Source organism: Flavobacterium sp. ov086 (assembly GCF_900187965.1).
In the GTDB taxonomy this organism is placed as follows: Bacteria; Bacteroidota; Bacteroidia; order Flavobacteriales; family Flavobacteriaceae; genus Flavobacterium.
Genome location: NZ_FZNL01000001.1, coordinates 42,144 through 62,394, shown reverse-complemented (window position 1 = coordinate 62,394; position 20,251 = coordinate 42,144). Strand labels below are relative to the sequence as shown.

Here is a 20,251-nt window from a genome sequence, read left to right as displayed (position 1 = left end):
AAAACTAATAAATAAGAAAGACTATGCTATAAGTGAAATTATAGTATAGTCTGTTTTTTAATCTCATCACATGAATAAAATAGTATTGCTAAACTGTTATCTGGGAAAACTGCCTTGGTATTTTGATTTTTTCCTGAAGTCTTGCGAATCCAACTCAAGTGTTGATTTTATTCTCTTCTCAAATGATGAAGAAAAGAGAACGCTTCCGGAAAATGTAAAAATGATAAAATTTTCGTTAGAAACCTTTAATTCTCTTGCCTCGCAAAAGCTTAATTTGAAAGTAGAAATTACTAATGCCTATAAGATTTGTGATTTTAAACCTGCTTTTGGAGTTATTTTTCAAGAGGAGATTTCGAACTATGATTTCTGGGGTGTTTGTGATATCGATCTTGTTTTTGGGAGAATCAGAGAGTTTATGACAGAAGATTTACTTCATAATTACGATGTAATCTCGGTTAAAGATTCTTTTCCATCCGGATACTTTTTGCTTTTTAGAAACAATGAGATCATAAATAATCTGTTCCAAAAAAGTAAAGATCATAAACTCATTTTTACATCAAACGATAATTTTTGTTTTGATGAATGTGGAGGCGCTTATGACGAAGTAATTTCAGGTGTAAATATTTTGGATGTGCCTACAAAAACAGAAAGTATTCATCATGTTTTAGTTAAAGAACAAAATAATATCAGAGTTCATTTTGATTTATTTATCATCGAAGGAACACCTGGAAAAATAAAGTGGGAGAATGGAATTTTAAGTTATAAAAATGAGTACGAGGTCTTATTGTACCATTTTAGCAGTTATAAGAACAACGTTTTTTCGGATATGAAAAAATGGAGAAAGATACCGGAGTGCTTTTACATTGATAAATACAATATAAGAAAGTATTCAAATTATGGTATTTCCGCAAAATGGACGGACAATATAAAGCCAAATCTTAAAAATTTTCTTTTCAGGATAGATATGTCCTGTTCTAAGTTTTTGAATATAAAACCGATGCTAAGTATAGAAAAAGGCAAATACTCCTATATGAATAGAAATATTTTTATTGGCAAAAATGACAAAGAACAAAATTATGTCTGTTATGAGGATAGCGAAAATCAATTTGATTTAATCAAAATGATTTTTCATGCTAAATACTTTTTTAACACACATACCAGACAATATTATAAAGATGAAAAAAACAGTTTCTCCGAGGTATTGCTTGACGGAAACTTAATTAAATACTCCAAATCATAAATTTAATGAAGATAATTCAATCATTTTGGTCGCAAAATCTGACAGATCCATTAGCAGAAAATTATGGATGGCTTTCGGAACCCCATAATTGGCTAAGCTGGATATTAAGTGCTAATCAATTAGCCAAATTTTATGAAGTAGAATTATATACAGATCAAAAAGGATATGAAATATTAATAGATAAGCTTCAATTGCCTTATCATAAAGTTCATGTTGTTTTGGATGAACTCAATCATTACCATAAAAGTCTTTGGGCAATGCCTAAAATTAAAACTTACAGTCTTCAAAATGAGCCTTTTTTGCATGTTGATGGAGATGTATTTATCTGGAAAGAATTTTCGGAGGAGTTGTTAAGTGGAGACTTTATCACTCAGAATTTGGAAATTACAACCGAATATTATGAAGAAATGTGGAGGGATATCTATCCTAATTTAGTTTTCGTTCCCAATGAAATGAAAGATTACATTAATAATCATAATAATTATGCCTACAATATGGGTATAATAGGCGGTAATAATTATGATTATTTCAAGAAATATGCGGCCATCTCTTCTGATTTTGTGGATAATAATAAATCAGTTTGGAATTCAATTAACGGATTTAATTTCAATATATTTTTTGAGCAAGTATTGTTTTATAACATGGTAAAAGAGTCTTCTGAGAAAGTTAATTGCTTGTTTTTGGACACGCCAAATGATAATAATTATATAGGATTTGGAGATTTTGACAAAGTGCCTAATCAAAAAAGCTATTTGCATTTGCTTGGCACCTATAAAAAAAGTGTGAGTATTTGCAATAATCTGGAAACCTATGTGATCAAAGAATATCCGCAATATTTTGAACGCTTAAGAAAATTGTTTCCTTCTCATTTTTCGCACTATGAAATGTCTTTTGATTCGGCTAAAAATCTGGATTTGAAAAATGAATTCAAATTGCAAAATGCTTTCAACACAAAGCAAGAACTTTCAAGCGAGTATATTATAGGAAGGAATTTTATGGCGTTGGAATTTCCACAAGAATTTGACGATTTAATTGCTCAAAACAAAGCTTTTGAATTATTGAAATTATCGGAGGTTGTAATAGGAGATGTTTTCAACGAGGAATTAAATGAAAACTTAAGATCTGTTATTGTACCTGAACTGGGAGACTTGATGTCGCGTTTAAGCATAGACGAAATTGACGAATTGATTTTACAGGAATTAGACAAACCCATACTTTACGACGAGCTCATTGTTAATATGACTGCTTATTTAGAAGAGGATGTAGACGAACAGGGAAGAAAGGATTTTATTGAATTGATTCAGAATCGAATCCGATTTTTTATAGTTGAGAAAGTGCTTTTTCTAAAAATAATGGTTGAAGAAACAGATTTAATTCCATCAAAATGACAGACTTTTTTTATTTGAAAAAATATCTTCAGGAACATAAATATTATCAATTCGAAGAGAAAATATTATTTGAATTAGAATCACATCCTGATTATCCAAGTTTGGTAGCAATTGTCGATGTATTCAATTATTATGATATCGAAAATATCGCAGCAAGAATAGATCAAAGCGAGCTGATAAATTTACCCGAAACGTTTCTTTCGGTTTTTTGTACCCATACGGGAAATGAAATTGTTTACACAAAAAAAAGAGAGCAGAATTTCGAAATTCAATTTGCAAATGGTTTTATTCAAAAGCTTTCCAGAACGGAATATCTTGAAGGATGGAACGGAATGATCGTAGCTATTGAAGAGAATGAAAATAACGAGATAGAAAACAACATCTTTTCTCAAAATATCCGTTTGTTTCTATTTGGTATTTGCATCATTGCACTATTCCAGATTTACAGTATAAATTTACCAAACCCGGTTTTGTCAATAAGTTATGCCTTAACCTCTTTTGCGGGATTATTGATCAGCGTTTTTTTAGTTAGAGAAGATTTAGGGTTTAATGATTTGTCGGTTTCAAGAATATGTCAGGCATCAAAAAAAACAAGTTGTAAAGAAGTGCTCTCTTCCAATGGTGCAAAAATCTTTGGCAATTTAAAACTAAGTGATACATCATTAATTTACTTTTCTGTTTTAACTGTATTTTCTGTTTTTACAATATTTACAAACAGTTTTGTTATTTATAGCTGGTTAGCATTGTTTAGTATTCCCGTGTTATTTTACTCCATTTTTACTCAATATTTTATCGTAAAAAAATGGTGTGTTTTGTGTTTAGGTATTGCAATTGTATTGATACTTCAGATTTTATTAATTTCAATTTACGGCTTTAATACAGCAATCTTAAGTTTGACAGTTTTAAAGAAAGTTGTTCCATTTTTGTTTGTTTTTGCATTGACAAGTTTTGCTTTCTTAGAAATTAAAAGATTGGTAAAACAAGGTTTAGTTAATAAAAGTATCGAAGTAAAACACAACCAAATCAAGAGAAAATATACTGTTTTTAAAGCTTTAGCAGATACTGATGAAAGTATAAATCAGTATACTTTAGAAGAAATGGAAGCGATTGTAATAGGTCAGGATAATGCTCCAATTGAGCTAAATGCGGTTATTAGTGCTTCTTGTATTCATTGCCATAAAGTCTATCAAAACCTAATAAAATTGTGGAATAAAAACCCTGAGCAATTAAAAATAAGGCTTGTTTTTAATATAAACGCAGAGAATGTTAATAATCCTTATAATGTTATTTATAAGCAGGCAGTTAGCTATTATCTTTCCGGAGATCAAGACAAAGTGATGGCATTATTGCATGATTGGCACATACAGAGAATGGATTTTGAAAAGTGGAAATCACGATGGATAAACGACAAATCTGAAATAGGAACAGAAATAATACAGCATCAATACCATTGGTGTCTTGAGAATAAAATTTTTCACACTCCTGCAATTATTTTAAACGGGCAACTAATGCCCAATGAGTATGAAGTTCACGAACTCAATTTTTTTATTGATAATTTAATAAAAGAGAAAACCCCAGTACTTTGAAAATAAAACCATTCCCTTTTTATAAACAGCCGGATGCTAAGGATTGCGGCCCAACTTGTTTACGAATTATCGCAAAATATTATGGAAAAGTAATTGAGCTTCAGCAAATACGTAATCTTTCTGAAACTACGCGTGAAGGCAGTAGTTTGCTAGGATTAAGCGATGCCGGAGAAGCTTTAGGATTTAGAACTCTAGGTATAAAAAACAATTTTGAAACTTTAAAAAATGAAATGCCTCTCCCTTGTATTGTTCATTGGAATAATCAACATTTTGTGGTTGTTTATAAAATGAAACAAGACAAAGTTTATGTATCTGATCCTAGTCACGGATTAATAATATATTCTAAAGAAGAGTTTATAAAGTTCTGGATTGGCAAAAATGCACATGAAAAAACCGAAGAAGGTATTGCACTTTTATTAGAACCAACGCCGGAGTTCTACAAAAACGAATGGGATACAGAAAATTCTAAAAGAAGTTTTAGCTATTTAACAAAATATCTGTTTCGTTATAAAGGATTAGTAATTCAGTTAATAGTTGGATTGGCGGCCGCGAGTTTATTCTCTTTATTGTTTCCGTTTCTTACCCAAAGTATTGTTGATGTTGGTATTCAAACTCAGGATTTAAACTTTATTTATTTAATTCTTTTAGCCCAATTAATGCTTTTTGCCGGTCAAACAGCGATCGAAGTTTTGCGTTCCTGGATAATGCTGCATTTGAGCACGAGAATTCACATTTCATTGGTTTCTGATTTTTTTATAAAACTCATGAAATTACCAATTAGCTATTTTGACAGCCGTATGACCGGTGATATAATGCAGCGAATAGGAGATAACCGCAGAATTGAACAATTACTAACCGGAAGCTCACTCAACGTAATGTTTTCGCTGCTAAATCTGGTAGTATTTAGCTTCGTTCTTGTTTTTTATAATCTCCAATTGTTTTTGGTGTTTTTAATAGGCAGTATTGTTTATCTGGCGTGGATTTTATTTTTTCTGAAAAAACGAAAAGAACTGGATTACAAGCGCTTTTCGCAAGTTTCAAATGAGCAGTCAAAAGTCATGGAACTTATAAACGGAATGCAGGAAATTAAAATGCACAATGCCGAAAAACAAAAACGTTGGGGATGGGAATTTGTCCAAATACGTCTTTTTAAAGTCAACATGCAATCTCTTACGCTGGAACAATGGCAATCTGTGGGATCGAATTTTATTAATCATCTTAAAGATTTATTGATTACTTTTTTTTCGGCAACCTTAGTCGTCAAAGGAGAATTGACATTAGGAATGATGATGTCCGTTCAATATATTATTGGACAGTTAAATAATCCGTTAATGCAAATGGTAAGTTTTGTGCGCTCTCTTCAGGATGCCAAAATAAGTTTAGAGCGTCTGGGCGAAATTCATGATAAAGAAGATGAAGAAGATGTATTGAATCCTATGATCCATGATTTAGGACATTCAGATATTAATATTAAGAATTTATCTTTTAGATATACCGGAAATCCTGATTATGTTCTGGAAGATTTAAGCTTGTTAATACCCAAACAAAAAACGACCGCTATTGTAGGAACGAGCGGAAGCGGTAAAACAACTTTGCTAAAACTTCTGATGAAATTTTATGAACCTAACATGGGCGAAATTCTTCTGGAGAATATAAAATTCAATACTATTTCGCCAAGTGCCTGGAGAGGAAAATGCGGAGTAGTCATGCAGGATGGTTTTATTTTTAATGATACAATCGCCAATAATATTGCGGTAGGGGAAGATTATGTAGACAAAAAAAAACTATTACATGCCGTTGAAACTGCCAATATCAAAGAATTTATCGAAAGCTTGCCGTTATCTTATAATACACAAATTGGTAATGAAGGTACAGGAATTTCGGGAGGACAAAAGCAGCGACTTTTGATTGCCAGAGCAGTATATAAAAATCCGGATTATTTGTTTTTTGATGAAGCAACTTCTTCTCTTGATGCCAATAATGAAAAGGTAATTATGGAGAATCTGAATGAATTTTTGGTTGGTAAAACGGCGATTATTATTGCACATAGATTATCTACAGTAAAAAATGCAGATCAGATTGTGGTTCTTGAAAAAGGGAAAATAGTCGAGATAGGAACTCATAAAGAACTTGTTCGCGCTCAGAAAAACTACTACGAATTAGTTAAAAATCAATTAGAATTAGGGAGTTAAAAGCTCCAAAAAATTAAATCAAATGGCATCAAAAAATGTTTTAGACGATATAGAATTACGCTCTGAATCTGTTCAGGAAGTATTGTCGACACCGCCGGTATGGATTGTTCGTTATGGTATTTCGATCATTTTTGCACTATTAATTGTGTTTGTTATTGGTTGTTGGTTTATAAAATATCCTGATGTAATAGCAGCAAAAGCAGTAATTACTTCAAATTATCCACCGGAAAAATTGGAATCTAAAGTAAATTCGAGAATTGTCAAGTTATGTGTTCCGAACTCTTCAAAAGTTAAGAGGGAAACTGTAATTGCAATTTTAGAAAGCACAGCGAATTTTGAAGATGTTTTAAAACTGGATAAAATTGTAACAGCAATTCCTTCAGATTATCAGGCATTTTATTTCCCTTTTAAGGAAATGAATAATTTACAGCTTGGTGATGTTCAATCCGCTTTTAGTCAGTTTCATAAAGCGTATATTGAGAATGAACTCAATCAAAAACTTCATCCTTATTCAGAAGAGATAAATGTGGGTAAAAGTTCACAGACCGAAAACAGTATTAGATTATCATCTTTATATGAACAGCAAAAATTAGAGAAAATAAAGCTGAATTTAAGTGATATTCAATACAAGCGATCTTTGCAATTGTATGAAAAAGGAGTGATTTCAAAATATGATTTAGACCTTCAAAAAGGAAATAATCTACAAGCGAAACAAAGTTATGATCAAACTAATTCGGCTATTTCACAACAAAAAGAAGCTATAAATCAAGCCAGAAAACAAGTTGTTGCAAGTGAAATTTCCCAAGAAAAAGCAGATGTTACAAATTTAAGTTCCTTGTTTCAGGCTTTGGATGAATTGAAAAAAAGTATCCATGTATGGAAACAAAACTACTTGTTTGTGGCTACTTACGACGGAACTTTCCGATTTCAAAATTCCTGGAAAGAAAACCAACTCATAAAAACCGGAGATTTATTTGCAACCATATTGCCCGAAAATCAAGGGGAATATCTGGGCAATTTAAAAGTCCCTTTGCAGAATTCGGGTAAAATTCAAATCAATCAAAAGGTATTAATAAAACTGGATAATTTCCCGTATCAGGAATACGGAATGTTAGAAGGACGTGTTCAGTCAATGTCAACTATTACAGATAAAGACGGGAATTATTTTATTGAAGTTGCAATGTCAAAAGGATTGAAAACTACCTATGATAAAGACATAAAATTTGATAAAGAACTAACCGGTTCTGCAGATATCATAACTGAGGAAATGCGTTTGATTGAGCGTGTTTTTTATCAATTTAGAAAATTAGTTCAAAGATAAGTAACTATTTATTAAATAAATGGAGGTAAAGAAGTGAATTTGGAAATTGGTTTTTTGTCTGAAAAATATCCCTTTTTGAGTAATTATTCGAATTTTAGAATAAAGTTTTGAACACTACAACGTTTGCGGAATGTCATTTCGAAAACGCTATAGTGGATTTACGATTTATCGAATATCTTTATTAATTATCTCATTTTTTGCTTTAATACACATTACTTAAATTATGAAAAAAACTTTACTTTTATTTCTCCTTTTGTTGTCGACAATTACATTTGCACAACAGCAAACGGTTACTTATTCTGTAAGTCCATCTACTTTTGATGAAACCGCTTCTATAACCATTACTATTAATGGAAGTAGTGTCAACGAAAGCACTTGGGGAGTTACAGATCATTCTCTTTATTTATGGGCGTGGGCTTTTGATACCAATGATACTACACAAAAAGGAACTCCTAATAATGGTAGTTGGGATGCGTCAAGCGATGCTAGTAAATTCACATACAATTCTGCTTCGGATACTTATACAAAAACACTTACACCAACAACTTATTATAATATAACAGGAATTGGTAAAATTGGATTTTTGGTTAAAGCAAAAAACGGAACCGGCGATAAAAAGTCACAAGATATTCTGGTTGAAGTAGGATCTTTTCAGGTAACATTAACGGCTCCGGCAGAAAATAGTACTACAATCTTAGCTTCGGGAGCAAGTTTTAATATTGCTGCAACAAATACAAACGGAGTTGCGAGTTATTCCTTGAAAGCTAACGGAACTGTAATCAATACAAATGCAAGTACAGCAAGTTATTCTTACACAGCAACGAATGTTGTAAACAATCAAAGTTATGAGTTAATTGCAACTCAGGGAACAACTACAATCTCTAAAAAGTTTTCGGTTGTTGTAAATCCAAATACAGTTTCAGAAAACATGCCTGCGGGTTTGGTTGACGGAATTAACTATAATACTTCTGATGCTACAAAAGCAACTTTGGTTTTAGATGCACCTTTAAAAGACTTTGTTTACGTTGCAGGAAGTTTTAACAACTGGCAGCCTTCATCGGCGTATGCCATGAAAAAAGATCCGGCTTCTGGGAAATTTTGGTTAGAATTGACCGGATTGGTTTCAGGAGTAAATAATACGTACCAATATTGGGTAGTTGAGGCAACGCCAATCGCAAACTCACCTTCAATGGTAAAAACGGCTGATCCGTATTCGACTTTGGTATTATCGCCTTATGATGATCCATCGATTCCTGCAACTTCATATCCAAATATGCCGGTTTATCCAGCGGGACAAAACTTTGAAGTGACTGTTTTAAAAACGGGACAAACGCCATACAATTGGAAAGTAACCAATTTTACAAAACCAGAAAAAGATAAATTGGTAGTTTATGAAGTTTTAGTTCGTGATTTTGATGCCAATAAAAATTATCAAAGTTTAATTGACAGAATAGATTATTTTAAAAATCTAAAAATAAATGCGATAGAATTAATGCCTGTAATGGAGTTTGAAGGCAATGAAAGTTGGGGTTATAATACTTCATTTCACATGGCTTTGGATAAATTCTACGGAACCTCAGATAAATTAAAGGAGTTTATTGATTTATGCCACGAAAACGGAATTGCGGTGATTCTTGATGTAGCTTTAAATCATGCTTTTGGCCGTAATCCTATGGTTAGAATGTGGATGAATGATCCTGATGGAGATGGTTTTGGTCCACCAACAACAGAGAATCCTTATTTTAATACAGTTGCAAAACACAGTTATAGTGTTGGAGAAGATTTTAATCACCAATCGCTTAAAACACAAAATTATGTAGATCGCGTAATCAAACAATGGGTTGAAGAATATAAAATCGATGGTTTCCGTTGGGATTTAACTAAAGGATTTACGCAAGCTTGTACAGCAGCAGATGAAAGTTGTACAAATGCCTATCAACAAGACAGGGTAGATATCTTAAAAAAATATGCAGATTATTCGTGGAGTCTTGACCCTACGCATTATACTATTTTTGAGCATTTGGGAACTGATGCTGAAGAGAAAGAATGGGCAAATTACAGGGTTACAGAAACTCCAAGTAAGGGAGTTATGATGTGGGGTAAAATGACTGATCAATACAATCAGTTGTCAATGGGATATGCTGCTAGCAGTGATATTTCGAGAATGGCTAGTGCTAGTCGTGGTTTCACCGCAAATCGTTTAATGGGTTATGCAGAAAGCCATGATGAAGAACGCTTGATGTATAAAAACGTTCAATATGGAGCTTCAGGCGGGACATATGATGTAAAAACATTAAATACAGCTTTGTCAAGAATGCCTGCAATTGGAGCGGTTTCGTTGTTGATTCCCGGGCCAAAAATGATTTGGCATTTTGGAGAATTAGGATGGGATAGTTCTATTTATACTTGTAATAATGGTACAGTAAATGATGCATCAGGTACAATTGCAGGAGATTGTAAATTAGATACAAAACCGCAGCCTCAATGGGTAAACAATTGGTTGGGAAACACAAATAGAAACAAGATCTATTACGATTGGGCAAAAATGATTAGTCTTAAAACTACAGAACCGGTATTTTTAGGAACTCCAACTATTTCAAGCCCGAATTCATTAAGCATCAATATAAAAATCAAGAATGATAATTTGACAGCCGCACAATTAAAAGATGTTGTAATAATAGCCAATTTTGATGTTGCTGCAAAAAATGTAGCAACAGGTTTTCCATATGCGGGAACTTGGGTCAATTTAATGGACAATACAACTATTAATGTTACAGATGTAAATGCAACTATAAGTTTGCCTGCTGGCGAATACAGAATTTACGGTAATAAACAAGCAAATTTAGCAATTGAAGATTTCGAAAAAGTAAATCCGGTTAGCTTGTATCCAAATCCGGTTTCGAATTATTTTACCTTAGACATTGCAACAACAAAAGTTCAGATTTATGCAGTTTCCGGTCAATTGGTAAAAAGTTTTACAACACACGGAAATTTAGATTTTCAATTTGGAGTAAGCGATTTAAAAACAGGATTATATCTCGTAAAAGCTTTTGATGAGAATGATAATGTTAGAGTGGTTAAGTTTATCAAAAAATAGTTTCTCGAATAGGATTTTAGTATTCGAAAAGGTATAAAGTTTGGTTTTGTTTAGTAATGAAAAAAGGGTTGTCTGGAAACAGGCAACCCTTTTTGGTTCAATGTATTTTAGATTTATTTCTTTTTGTCGTTGTACTCGCCAATTACAGCAAAATAACCAAAAGTTCCCAGTCCTAAAACAATTAATGGAGTAAGGATAAAAAGAATAATGATGCCAAATACGAGGTCATCTTGTTTGTCTGAGAGCAATTTGGGTAATCCAAATTCAAAGATGCAAAAGTATGTCGCGGCAAGTGCGAGAAGTATCCATAAAACACCTAAAATTTGCTTGATTGTATTCATATTATATAGTATTAAAGGTGATTTGTTTTATTTTTATTATCGATATAAATCATTCCAATTACAAAGCAAACAGAAGCTATAATGATTGGATACCAAAGTCCGTCAAGATAAAAATCTGCTTTTCCTGCTTGTTTTGCATGCGTTACAAAGTAGGTTGAAATTGCAGGAAGCAAACCTCCAAAAATTCCGTTTCCAACATGATAAGGCAATGACATCGAGGTATATCTGATTTTTGCCGGAAACATTTCGACTAGGAATGCAGCTATTGGTCCGTAAACCATCGTAACAAACAGGACTTGTATAAAAACCAGTAAAATCAAAATCCATTCATCATTAGAATTTATATTTATTGAAGTGCTAACCTGAAGTTCTTTTTTATTTACGACATACAACGTTTTCTCCAATACGGATGTTCCATCTGTAAACTCTTTTTTAATAGTGACAATTGAATCGTTGCTCTTCGTAATTTCTACAGTTTGTTTTGTTTTTTCTGTGATTTCGGTTTTATAACTTATATCAGTTGTGTTATACATCATTTTGTAGATAGGTCTGTAGAATAAAATTGCAAGCAGCATTCCGCCCATCATAATATATTTTCGTCCTATTTTATCACTTAACCATCCAAAAACAATAAAAAACGGAGTTCCAATTAATAGGGCAATTCCAAGTAATCCATCAACTTGAGACGAGTCTATATTCATTACCGTTTTCATAAAACTCATGGCATAAAATTGCCCGGTATACCAAACAACGCCTTGTCCCATTGTGGCACCAAATAGAGCCAATAGTACAAACTTCAGATTGTATCTGTTTCCAAAGCTTTCTCTTAATGGATTTGTGCTCGTTGTACCTTCTTTTTTTGCTTTGGCGAAGACCGGAGATTCATCCATGTTTTTCCGAATCAAATAAGAAATTCCAACCATAACAATAGAAACCCAAAACGGAACACGCCATCCCCAGGAATCAAAATCTTCGGCAGAAAGTACATTTTTAGTTGCCAGAATAACCATTAAGGAAATAAATAAACCTACAGTCGCTGTGGTTTGAATCCAGGAAGTCCAATATCCTTTTTGACCTGCCGGAGCATGTTCTGCAACATAAGTTGCTGCGCCGCCGTATTCGCCTCCAAGAGCAAGTCCTTGTAATAAACGCAATATAAGAACTAATAAGGGGGCAAGAAAACCAATAGATTCGTAACTTGGAATACATCCTATTAAAAAAGTAGAACCACCCATTAATAACAAAGTAGCCATGAAAGTATATTTACGACCAATGATATCTCCCAGTCTTCCAAAAAATAAGGCTCCAAAAGGACGAACCACAAATCCTGCAGCAAAAGTGGCTAATGTTGACAAAAAAGCCGCAGTAGGATTATCACTCGGAAAGAATTTTGTTGAAATTACAACCGCTAAACTTCCAAAAATATAGAAATCGTACCATTCGATCATAGTTCCCATTGAGGAGGCAGAAATCACTTTCCAAATACCTTTCGTAGAAGTTTTACTCATAAATTGACATTGTATTCTTGTTAATAAATAAAAGGTTAGTGTATTATTTTGCTAATATAATGGATATAGTTTTATTTAATCAATACTTTTTTAACAAAAAGCATATATTTTTTGACTTGATATTTCTTTTGTCAGTAACCGCTTAATATTTTAGTGTAAATAATAAATTGAAGACGTGCTGAAGACCTTTAAAAGTAAAGAAGTGTTGTTTTCTTAAAAAAGAAAGCATTAGTTTTGCAGCTCAAATTTAAATCAGAAAGTGGTTGTCATATTGATGAAATATTGACATTAAAAGGGAATTTGGTGTAACTCCAAAACTGTCCCGCAGCTGTAAGCTCATTAACTGAAACCCTTAAGTGTGTCACTTTTCATTTTGAAAGGGAAGGCCGGGTGTAGGGAGCAAGTCAGAAGACCTGCCATTTTTATAGTAATAAATAGCTTTCGGGGATTGAAGCTTGAATTAAAAACATACTTATCACTTTGTGTGGTACTAGTATTGTTTGGTTATTCTATTCTCGTAAGCCAAAAATGGAGTTTATGAGATTTTTTTTCTGCAAATATGATATCGTAAAAATAATTGCCTGTTGGGTATTTTTCTTTGCGATAGATCCTTTTTCTTCATTAAAAAAATCATTAAAACGTATCGTTGTACAAGATGTTTTGCTTTTTAAACAAAGGCAGACAGAAGTTTATTTTATAAAGCTTTTGCTGAACACAAATTGTACATCGATTTAAAGATTTAAGTAATCTAATTTTAAATATTTAATAATGAAAAACCATTTTTTTTCCAAGCAGTTACTTGCAATTGCTTCTTTGATAATGTTAACAGTTTCGTGTAATAATGATGACGATTTTACAGCTCCTCCGGCAATAAAAGGTCAAAAACAATTAAAAGATACTTTAACTATAGGGAAAGCACTAAAATTAAGTTCAAAATTAACAGATAGAAACAATGTTTCTTTCGAATGGACCATAGACGGAAAAGTTGTGGGATCTGATTCTACTTATGTTTTCAAGCCAGAATCAAGAGGTGATTTTAAAGTTACAATGACAGCCAAAAATGATGGAGGAAAAACGTCTCTAACCTATAATGTTCTTGCATTAGGAGCTTATGAAAACGGTTTTTTCATGATCAATGAAGGTTGGTATGGACACGGAACGGGAACAGTTGGATTTTATAGATATGATACAAAAACTATTGAGGACAGTGTTTTTGTGAAAGCAAATCCAGGTAAAGATTTAAAACCAGAATCGTCTACATTAGAATTTGGAACAATCTTTAACAAAAAACTATTCTTAGTTTCTAAAGTTGGCGGACCTGTTGTAGTTACAGATGGTTATACACTTAAAGAAGAAAAAAGAATTCCGGCTCAAGGCGGAAACGATTGGCGTGCAGTAGTTGGTATTGATCAAAATCAAGCATTATTGACTTCTGGTAATGGTATCTACAAGCTTAATCTGAATACAATGGCATTAAATGGGCAAATCGCAGGCGTTACAGGTCAGGTAGGCGATATTGTTAAAGCTAACGGTTATATTTTTGCATTGTCTGCTTCACAAGGAGTTATTGTAATTAATGCTACGACATTAGCAGTTGTAAAAACGATACCGAATATGGTTCTGGGATTTGCCGTTACGGATGATAAAAAAGTATGGGCAGCAGGAGGTACAAATCTTATAAGTATAGATTCAAATACGCTTGCGGTAACTGAAATTCCGTTAGGTTTTCAAGCTTATGGAAGCTGGGGAGCATGGCATCCGGGATCTATTACGGCAGCCCAAAACAATGTTTTTATTGCTAAAAACGGAAGCTGGAGTGGTGGTAAACAAGTTTATAAATATACTGGTACGGCTGCATCATTGGCAACGCCTTTTATTACTTTAACACAATCTAATATATTATATGGAGCGGGAATTGGTTATGATCGTCTGAAGAATACTTTAGTAGTAAATACAGTAAATGAAGGATTTGGAGCAAATTTCGCAATCAATAACCTTTATCTATTCAATGCTGATTCTGGTATTAAAACAGGTACAGTAAGTTTCTCAGGATATTATTTTCCTGCGGTTTCTGTATTTCAACAATAGTTTTTTTATTTCTTAACAGCAATCCCGATAGTTATCGGGAGCTAAGATTTACGCAAAGGTTCGCAAAGTTTAATTTATGGCTTTGTGAACCTTTTGTGTATAATATTGTAAACATTGCCAACGATTTTAACCGTTGGAGCGCAATATAATATCACGATATGTTTGGTATGGTTGAGATACTTTGGAATTAGGTTTTTTAATTAAAAACAATTTAATTTTTACTTAGTGAAATAACGGTTTAATTATATTTGATGTCAATTTAAAAGGGATAAAAGTTCTGAAAGCTATTATGAAGAATAAAATTGGTTTATTACTTGTTTGCTTAATTTTGATGGGATGTAAAGCTCAAAAAAAGATAGTTTCTAATGAAAATAAATGTAATGTTCAAATTGTTCCTCCTTCAGAGGATTTTGAATCATTTTATAAAACGATTGATTCTACTGATTTTTTTAAAAATGAACTTGCTAATTTTAATAATACTAATAATGGAATTTTTTATTATGAGCACCACGACGGCATTCAGAATGGAGGTTTTTTTATTGTAGATATTGACAGTGATTATAGTGTGAAAAGTAAAAATTTGATGTTTAATAAGAATGTAAACTTGTCTATTGAGAATAAAAAGAAGTTAAATGAAACTTTAATATTATTAAAAGATGAAGATTATTTTCAAAGTTGTTCAGGTGATCAAGGTCATATGACAGTGTGCTTATTAATAATAAAATGTAATAATGAAAAAGTTCAGTATTTTTCTTTTACTGGTTTTCCTTCCCAGATAAAAATAGCTGATGATAATTTTAAATTAATTCAAGAAGTCTTCGATATAATGAATTATAATTCTCATAAGAAATAAGGATTTGTACTTGTGGTTGATTGATTTCGTAAAAAACGCAAAGGTTCGCAAAGTCTAATGATAACTTTGCGAACCTTTTTTTATAATATTTGTAAACATTGCCCACGGTTTCAACCGTGGGAGTGTAATATATGATTACGATCTGTTTTTCAAGGTTAAAACCTTGGACCATATTGGAATATAATGAAATTTCAGAACACAAGCCTACAAATTAAACTTTGCGAACCTTTGTGTTTTTTTCTTTGTGGACTTTGCGGTAAAATTTTCTTGGAATTTTAAAATTTTTGGGATTTGCCGAAAGGCTATAAAACAAAAAACCCGAATATTTCTATTCGGGTTTTGTGGTACCTCCAGGGATCGAACCAGGGACACATGGATTTTCAGTCCATTGCTCTACCATCTGAGCTAAGGTACCTTTGTGTGCTTATTGCGGGTGCAAAGATAGAATCATTTTCCGTTTATCCAAAACATTTTTTTAAAAAAATCAATTCGTATCTTCGCAGAGGTAAAAAAACAAATATGGTTTTAGCAATTGATGTTGGCAATACAAGAATTAAAGCTTCTGTCTTTGAGAGTAGTACTGTTTTAGAGAATTTCGTTTTTGAGAAAAATGAGCTTGAAAAAAAAATTAAAGAAATTTTAGAAAAATTTCAAAATTGCTCTGATTTGATTATCGCTTCTGTTGGAAATGTCGAAAAACAATCTTTTTTGGCTTTCGAAAAAGATTTAAATATTCATTTTTTTACTCATGAAGATGTTTTTCCTTTTGTAAATAGGTACGCAACTCCAAAAACTCTTGGAATTGACAGAATGATTTTGGCTTCGGGAGCAACTTTACAGTTTCCTGAACAAAATAGATTAGTAATTGATGCAGGAACTTGTATTACCTACGATTTTATCGACGAAAATGATAATTATCTGGGCGGGGCCATTTCTCCGGGCTTGCGTTTAAGGTATGAAGCACTTCATAATTTCACAGCCAGACTGCCTTTATTGACTTTAGAAGGGCCTGAATCTTATATAGGAGATTCAACTGCACAAGCTATTCATTCCGGAGTTGTCAATGGTTTCGTCTATGAGATTGATGGATTTATCGATGAATATCAGGCAAACTTTTCAAATTTTATAATAATTTTAACGGGAGGTGATGCAGAATTTTTGGCTAAACGATTAAAAAATACCATATTTGCCAATTCAAATTTCTTACTGGAGAGTTTGAACCAAACATTTCAATATAAAATCGACAATGATTAAAAAAATTATAGTAAGCGCTTGTTTGCTTATCTCGTTCGTTTCATTCGCTCAAGAAGGTACTGCATCACCTTATTCTTTTTACGGAATTGGGGACGTAAGGTTTAAAGGAACTCTTGAAAACAGATCCATGGGAGGAGTTGCAGTAGAGCAGGATAGTATTCATTTGAATATTGAGAATCCGGCGAGTTATGCCAGTTTGATTCAGACAACTTTTACTGTTGGAGGGACTTTTGGAACTTCAAAATTAAAAACAGATACAGAGTCTGCAAAAGCACAAAGATCTACATTTGATTATTTGGCAATCGGAATTCCAATGGGCAAATTTGGTGCAGCATTTGGTTTGATTCCGGTATCTTCAGTTGGATATAAAATTAGAAACGACAGAACAGATACTGAAGGAGCAACAAGTTCACAACTTAGTGGAACCGGAGGTATAAATAAAGTGTTTTTTGGTTTAGGATATAAAATTAAGCCAAATTGGACTATTGGTGCAGATGCTCAATATAATTTCGGAAAAATCACAACAACAAGTGTAGAACTTCTTACAGGTGTTCAAAACTCAACTGCAGAAACAAATGCTTCAGAGTTGTCAGGTCTTGGTTTTAGTATTGGTACAATGTATCAAACAAAGATTGCTCAAAAACTACAATTGTTTACTAGTTTGAGCTATGCTTTTGCAACTAATCTAAGTTCAAATACAACAAGAGTTATTTCGGTTGATGGAGATTCTACTCCAATTACATTTGATCCGCATGGTGACGATTTGAAATTACCAAACAAAGTAACTTTTGGTGCTGGTATAGGACAAGCCAGAAAATGGTTAGTTGGAACTACAGTGGCTTTTCAAGGAGATGGACAATTTGCAAACTACTACAATTCGGAGCAAAATGTGCGTTATGAAAAATATCAAAAATATGCTGTAGGTGGATATTACATTCCTAATTATACTTCATTCTCAAACTATATGAGTAGAATTACTTATAGAGCAGGTTTGAAATATGAGAAAATTGGTTTAATAATCAACAATGAGTCAATAAAAGACGTTGGTATGACATTGGGAGCAGGAGTTCCAATTCCGGGATCTTTTTCAAATTTAAACTTTGGTGTTGAATTTGGAAAAAGAGGTACTGTTTCTTCAAACCTTGTTCAGGAAAATTATGTGAACTTTAGTGTGAGTTTCTCTTTCAATGATAGATGGTTCATTAAAACTAAATACAATTAAACATAAAATCTTATGTTTTTTTAAGCACATACAATTTACTACATTTGGCAAATGAATTTACCAAAGAGATATATTATAAATATTGTCACAGTTCTCGCTGTGACACTGTTTTTTGGATGCGAAAGTAACTTTAAGGATGTTCAGAAAATTAACTTCTCTGAATTCGTTCCGGGCAGTGATGCTGATACCATTAATATTAAATACACAGATTCAGGGCGTATAACCGGTGTTTTGATAAGCAGGAAGATGTTGGATTACTCTAATCTTGATTTTCCTTTTACAGAATTTCCTTTAGATTTTAACGTTACTTTATACGATAAAAAACAAAAACGTACCTTTATACGATCAAATTATGCAATTTCTTATAAGAATACAGGTATAATAGATTTGCAGGGAAAAGTAAAAATCACATCCGAAGCTGGTCAGATGCTGGAAACAGAGCAATTGTATTTTGATCAGAAAAACGAATGGTTTTACACCGAAAGAAAATTCAAACTTACAGATGCTAAGGGAGTTTCATACGGACAGGGAATAGATTTTAGTAAAGATTTTAAAGTGATTAATTCGCAGCGAGTAAGCGGCGAAATTGAATCAGACGAATAAAAAAATATCATGGGCTTAGTAAAATACACACAATACCTTTATTTGATAATTGCAGCTGCGTTTATTTATGACGGAATCACAAAATTAAATGATCCTGCTAATAATTATTGGTTAAGTTTTGTGATTGCTGCAGTGAGCATTTTTATGTTTTTCTTCAGGAGAAAATATGCAAAGAAATTTGACGATCATTATAAAAAACAGTAAAAATGGAAATTAGTATTATAATACTATGTTTAATACTATCAGCCTTTTTTTCGGGAATGGAAATAGCTTTTATTTCTTCGAATAAAATTTATCTTGAAATTGAAAAAAAGCAGGATAATTTTATTTCCCAAATCCTAACAAAACTTACCGAAAATCCTTCAAAGTTCATTGCTGCAATGTTAATTGGTAACAATGTAGCTCTAGTGGTTTATGGTTTTTTTATGGGAGATTTAATCTTAAGATGTATTATAAAACTAGGATTTCATTTCTCTGATTTCAGTAGTTTATTAATTCAGACCATAACTTCGACTTTTATAGTTTTAATGACGGCTGAATTTCTTCCTAAAGTTTTTTTTCAGATTTATGCCAATTCGTTGATTAGAGCTTTTGCGCTTCCGGCATATTTATTTTATCGATTATTTTATTACATCTCGACTTTTTTTATTTGGATTTCGGATTTTGTCCTAAGAAAATTTTTCAAAACCGAAGGAGATCAGGCTCAGCTTTATTTTAGTAAAATAGAACTCGGCAATTATATCACCGAACAGATGAATTCTGTTGAAGATGATGAAGAAGTAGATTCTGAGATTCAGATTTTTCAAAATGCCTTAGAGTTTTCCGGTGTAAAAGCGCGAGATATTATGACGCCTCGCACCGAGATTGTAGATATAGATTTGTTTGATAGTGTAACAGATCTTAAAGAATTATTTATTGAAACAGGGTATTCTAAAATCGTAGTAAGTCAGAACTCCCTGGATGATATTGTGGGTTATGTGCACTCTTTTGATTTGTTTAAAAAGCCAAAAACGATTAAATCGGTTCTGATGACTGTTGAGTTTGTTCCGGAAACTATTTTGATAAAAGACGCCTTAGATTTACTGATTAAAAAGCGAAAAAATGTTGCAGTAGTTTTAGATGAATATGGAGGAACTTCCGGAATTATTACGATCGAAGATATTGTGGAGGAACTTTTTGGGGAAATTGAAGACGAGCATGATTCAGAAGAAGAAGAGTTGATTGAACAGGAGTTGGGAGGGGGTAAATATTTGTTTTCGACACGTCTGGATGTAGAATATTTGAACGAAACCTACAAGTTAATGATTCCGGAAGAAGATTCTTACGGGACATTAGGTGGTTTTATTGTCAACTTTACGAAGGAAATCCCTCAAAAGGGCGATGAAATCGTGATTGACAGCTATCATTTTGTGATTGAAGAGGCGACAAATAAGAAAATTGAATTAGTCAAAATGACAATAAAAGACTGATTTTTTAAATTAATAAAAAAAATTGTTGAAAATAAAACGCTAGTTGTATTGTTATTAACTAGATAATTGTATTTTCGCAAACTGAATAT

At 32.5% G+C, this 20,251-nt stretch carries 15 protein-coding genes, 1 tRNA gene and 1 riboswitch; of the genes, 13 read left to right on the top strand and 3 right to left on the bottom strand.

Annotated features, from left to right (window positions below; all coding sequences use genetic code 11):
* Positions 1 to 70: 70 nt before the first annotated feature.
* From CHB81_RS00260 to CHB81_RS00235, 6 genes are all read left to right on the top strand, one after another.
* Positions 71 to 1,240 carry a DUF6625 family protein gene (locus tag CHB81_RS00260; protein ID WP_089349892.1) on the top strand — a complete coding sequence of 390 codons (1,170 nt, stop codon included), beginning with the start codon at positions 71 to 73 and terminating at the stop codon, positions 1,238 to 1,240.
* Between the two features lie 5 nt (positions 1,241 to 1,245).
* Positions 1,246 to 2,628, top strand: coding sequence for a DUF6734 family protein (locus CHB81_RS00255; protein WP_089349891.1), 1,383 nt, complete (start codon positions 1,246 to 1,248; stop codon positions 2,626 to 2,628).
* The gene (locus tag CHB81_RS00250; protein WP_089349890.1) at positions 2,625 to 4,214 is read left to right on the top strand and encodes a vitamin K epoxide reductase family protein; all 1,590 of its coding nucleotides are present in this window, start codon (positions 2,625 to 2,627) and stop codon (positions 4,212 to 4,214) included. Before CHB81_RS00255 ends, CHB81_RS00250 begins: the two co-directional genes overlap by 4 nt.
* A 2-nt stretch (positions 4,215 to 4,216) precedes the next feature.
* Complete coding sequence (locus CHB81_RS00245; RefSeq protein WP_089350256.1) at positions 4,217 to 6,406, top strand: peptidase domain-containing ABC transporter; 2,190 nt, start codon at positions 4,217 to 4,219, stop codon at positions 6,404 to 6,406.
* A gap of 22 nt (positions 6,407 to 6,428) precedes the next feature.
* Positions 6,429 to 7,727, top strand: coding sequence for an HlyD family secretion protein (locus CHB81_RS00240; RefSeq protein ID WP_089349889.1), 1,299 nt, complete (start codon positions 6,429 to 6,431; stop codon positions 7,725 to 7,727).
* A 223-nt stretch (positions 7,728 to 7,950) separates the two neighbouring features.
* Positions 7,951 to 10,824, top strand: a complete 2,874-nt coding sequence (locus CHB81_RS00235) for an alpha-amylase family glycosyl hydrolase (protein WP_089349888.1) — start codon at positions 7,951 to 7,953, stop codon at positions 10,822 to 10,824.
* 113 nt (positions 10,825 to 10,937) lie between these two features.
* Here the strand turns inward: CHB81_RS00235 and CHB81_RS00230 are convergent, their stop codons facing one another.
* Positions 10,938 to 11,165, bottom strand: coding sequence for a DUF6814 family protein (locus CHB81_RS00230; protein WP_089349887.1), 228 nt, complete (start codon positions 11,163 to 11,165; stop codon positions 10,938 to 10,940).
* An 11-nt stretch (positions 11,166 to 11,176) separates the two neighbouring features.
* The gene (locus CHB81_RS00225) at positions 11,177 to 12,673 is read right to left on the bottom strand and encodes an MFS transporter (RefSeq protein WP_089349886.1); all 1,497 of its coding nucleotides are present in this window, start codon (positions 12,671 to 12,673) and stop codon (positions 11,177 to 11,179) included.
* Between the two features lie 243 nt (positions 12,674 to 12,916).
* A riboswitch (cobalamin riboswitch) is annotated at positions 12,917 to 13,109 on the top strand.
* A gap of 332 nt (positions 13,110 to 13,441) precedes the next feature.
* Here CHB81_RS00225 and CHB81_RS00215 point away from each other — a divergent pair.
* Entirely contained in the window at positions 13,442 to 14,761 is a 1,320-nt protein-coding gene (locus CHB81_RS00215) for a DUF5074 domain-containing protein (RefSeq protein ID WP_089349884.1), read from the top strand.
* Positions 14,762 to 15,050: 289 nt separating this feature from the next.
* The gene (locus tag CHB81_RS00210; RefSeq protein ID WP_089349883.1) at positions 15,051 to 15,614 is read left to right on the top strand and encodes a hypothetical protein; all 564 of its coding nucleotides are present in this window, start codon (positions 15,051 to 15,053) and stop codon (positions 15,612 to 15,614) included.
* Positions 15,615 to 15,956: 342 nt separating this feature from the next.
* Here the strand turns inward: CHB81_RS00210 and CHB81_RS00205 are convergent.
* Positions 15,957 to 16,029: transfer RNA gene (locus CHB81_RS00205), tRNA-Phe, on the bottom strand.
* Between the two features lie 104 nt (positions 16,030 to 16,133).
* On the opposite strand from CHB81_RS00205, the gene CHB81_RS00200 reads away from it, so the two are divergent.
* From CHB81_RS00200 to CHB81_RS00180, 5 genes are read left to right on the top strand one after another with little or no spacing between them, the layout of a single operon-like run.
* A complete protein-coding gene (locus CHB81_RS00200; RefSeq protein ID WP_089350255.1) occupies positions 16,134 to 16,868 on the top strand; it encodes a type III pantothenate kinase in 735 nt (244 codons plus the stop codon).
* Complete coding sequence (locus tag CHB81_RS00195) at positions 16,861 to 18,090, top strand: hypothetical protein (protein WP_089349882.1); 1,230 nt, start codon at positions 16,861 to 16,863, stop codon at positions 18,088 to 18,090. Before CHB81_RS00200 ends, CHB81_RS00195 begins: the two co-directional genes overlap by 8 nt.
* A gap of 51 nt (positions 18,091 to 18,141) precedes the next feature.
* On the top strand, positions 18,142 to 18,693 hold the full coding sequence (gene lptC / locus CHB81_RS00190) for an LPS export ABC transporter periplasmic protein LptC (protein WP_089349881.1): 552 nt from the start codon (positions 18,142 to 18,144) through the stop codon (positions 18,691 to 18,693).
* 9 nt (positions 18,694 to 18,702) lie between these two features.
* Positions 18,703 to 18,897, top strand: a complete 195-nt coding sequence (locus CHB81_RS00185; protein ID WP_089349880.1) for a hypothetical protein — start codon at positions 18,703 to 18,705, stop codon at positions 18,895 to 18,897.
* 2 nt (positions 18,898 to 18,899) lie between these two features.
* Positions 18,900 to 20,162 carry a hemolysin family protein gene (locus CHB81_RS00180; protein ID WP_089349879.1) on the top strand — a complete coding sequence of 421 codons (1,263 nt, stop codon included), beginning with the start codon at positions 18,900 to 18,902 and terminating at the stop codon, positions 20,160 to 20,162.
* The last annotated feature ends 89 nt before the right edge of the window (positions 20,163 to 20,251 follow it).

Excerpts from the sequence above, each read along its gene's own strand:
- CHB81_RS00230 (WP_089349887.1), bottom strand. The coding sequence starts at position 11,165 with ATGAATACAATCAAGCAAATTTTAGGTGTTTTATGGATACTTCTCGCA.
- CHB81_RS00195 (WP_089349882.1), top strand. The coding sequence starts at position 16,861 with ATGATTAAAAAAATTATAGTAAGCGCTTGTTTGCTTATCTCGTTCGTT.
- CHB81_RS00225 (WP_089349886.1), bottom strand. The coding sequence starts at position 12,673 with ATGAGTAAAACTTCTACGAAAGGTATTTGGAAAGTGATTTCTGCCTCC.
- lptC (WP_089349881.1), top strand. The coding sequence starts at position 18,142 with ATGAATTTACCAAAGAGATATATTATAAATATTGTCACAGTTCTCGCT.
- CHB81_RS00255 (WP_089349891.1), top strand. The coding sequence starts at position 1,246 with ATGAAGATAATTCAATCATTTTGGTCGCAAAATCTGACAGATCCATTA.
- CHB81_RS00185 (WP_089349880.1), top strand. The coding sequence starts at position 18,703 with ATGGGCTTAGTAAAATACACACAATACCTTTATTTGATAATTGCAGCT.
- CHB81_RS00250 (WP_089349890.1), top strand. The coding sequence starts at position 2,625 with ATGACAGACTTTTTTTATTTGAAAAAATATCTTCAGGAACATAAATAT.
- CHB81_RS00235 (WP_089349888.1), top strand. The coding sequence starts at position 7,951 with ATGAAAAAAACTTTACTTTTATTTCTCCTTTTGTTGTCGACAATTACA.
- CHB81_RS00180 (WP_089349879.1), top strand. The coding sequence starts at position 18,900 with ATGGAAATTAGTATTATAATACTATGTTTAATACTATCAGCCTTTTTT.
- CHB81_RS00240 (WP_089349889.1), top strand. The coding sequence starts at position 6,429 with ATGGCATCAAAAAATGTTTTAGACGATATAGAATTACGCTCTGAATCT.
- CHB81_RS00215 (WP_089349884.1), top strand. The coding sequence starts at position 13,442 with ATGAAAAACCATTTTTTTTCCAAGCAGTTACTTGCAATTGCTTCTTTG.
- CHB81_RS00200 (WP_089350255.1), top strand. The coding sequence starts at position 16,134 with ATGGTTTTAGCAATTGATGTTGGCAATACAAGAATTAAAGCTTCTGTC.
- CHB81_RS00210 (WP_089349883.1), top strand. The coding sequence starts at position 15,051 with ATGAAGAATAAAATTGGTTTATTACTTGTTTGCTTAATTTTGATGGGA.
- CHB81_RS00260 (WP_089349892.1), top strand. The coding sequence starts at position 71 with ATGAATAAAATAGTATTGCTAAACTGTTATCTGGGAAAACTGCCTTGG.